Here is a 1,658-nt window from a genome sequence, read left to right on the forward strand (position 1 = left end):
CGGTGGCGGCCTGCGGCTCGGCCCCCATTGCCCAGATATCTCCCAAGGCATGCACGGCGGCGATGCGGGCCATCATTACCGGGTCATTGCAAAAACTGCGCAGGTGGTCGGTGCTGATCACCTGACGCGTGCTGCCGGTGGTCAGCAGTGCTGCGTCATCGCCGGGCAGCGGGGAAATGTCCTCGCGGTCCGCATGGCTAAGACCGGCGAGCGTGCCGAGCAGGGCATCGCGCCCGACCTTGGCACCGCAGCCGCCGCACATGGGTTTGTCACCCAGCGCTTCCTCCATGCCCAATGTATGTTCGGCAGGCAGGCCCGGCGGATCCATCGCAGGAAAGTCGCGGAACTTCTCCATGAAGGCCTGATCGATGCGGTCCTTCCAGCTCCACATCAGCGGGCCTGCGAGGGTGGTGCCGAAGCGTTCGCCAAGCGCTTCCTTGGTGCCCATGGAGATCAGTTTCAGATAGTCTTTTTGCGGCTTGTATCTGCGCAGGGGGTCGCCGGTCAGCAGGGCGCGGAGATTGTGGTAGAGCACCGGCGCCTGGCGCACTGCATAGACGCCGGCCTTGGGGCGCGGGGCGAAATCCATATGGGCGCAGTCGCCGGCGGCCAAGACATTGGTGGCGGAGCTTTGCAGGGTTTCGCCGACCCGGATGAAACCGTCTTGCAGGTCCAGCCCGCTGTCCGCAAGCCAGCCATAGGGGCGGGCGCCGGCGGCACCGGTGGTGAAGTCCGACAAGATCTCGCGCCCGTCCTGCAGAAGGATATGGTCGGCCTCGATCCGTTCGATCCGGGCATTTTCCTCGAGCCGGACACCTTGTTCGACCAAAGCGCGGCGCAGTCTGTGACGGGCTTTTGCGCCAATCGCGCGCAGGGCCTGATCGCTGTCGATCAGAGTCGCCTGGGCCAGCCGGCCGCGGGATCTGAGGGCAAAGGCCATCGCCAGGATCAGTTCCACGCCTGCAACGCCGCCTCCGATCACGGCGACGTAGGCGGGGGCATCGCCCTCGCGGAACGTTCCCCACTGCGCGGCGAAGCGGCCCAGCGGTTTGGCCGGGGTGCCGTGGCCGGCAAAGCCCCGCAGGTCCGGCATGGCGGAGGTGATGCCGACATCAACGGAGGCGACGTCATAGGCGATGGGCGGGCGGCCCGGCACATGTACAAGCTGGGCCGTGGTGTCGATATGGTCCGCCGCGCCCAGCACCACGCGGGCACCGGCAAACCGTGCCAAACGCACCAGGTCGATGTCCAGCTCATCGCGCGCATAGTGGCCTGCGACGAAACCGGGCAGCATACCCGAGTAAGGCGCGGTCGGGCCGGGGTTGATGATGGTCAGACGGGCACCGGGCAGGGGCCGCATGCCCCATTTGCGCAGCACCAGCGCGTGGGTATGGCCGCCGCCGATCAGCACCAGATCGCGGGTCAGCGGCAAGCGGGAGGTGTCCATCACGGTTCAGGCCTTCCTGAGTGGTGTGCGTTCAGTCTTCGGTGGGCGGGGTGAGGGTCGGGTGGCGGCGTTCCTCGTCCTCGGGCGTGTCATGGGTGGCCCAATGATCGTCGCCGCCGGCCTCTGGCATGGTGTCGCGGGTTTCCTGCCGGTGAATATGCACCTTGGCAATGAAATTCGCGGTGATCGGCGCGGTGAGGAACAGGAACAG

General features: G+C 66.6%; 1 protein-coding gene and 1 pseudogene. Both read right to left on the reverse strand.

The features are described 5' to 3' along the window. A partial coding sequence (locus A2I95_RS36125; protein ID WP_291737334.1) for an FAD-dependent oxidoreductase occupies positions 1–1,447 on the reverse strand: 1,447 nt, incomplete at its 3' end. Positions 1,448–1,478: 31 nt separating this feature from the next. Continuing rightward, positions 1,479–1,658 (reverse strand): annotated as a pseudogene (locus A2I95_RS36130) (Na+/H+ antiporter subunit G); the annotation flags it as partial.

This window comes from Leisingera sp. F5 (assembly GCF_001593695.1).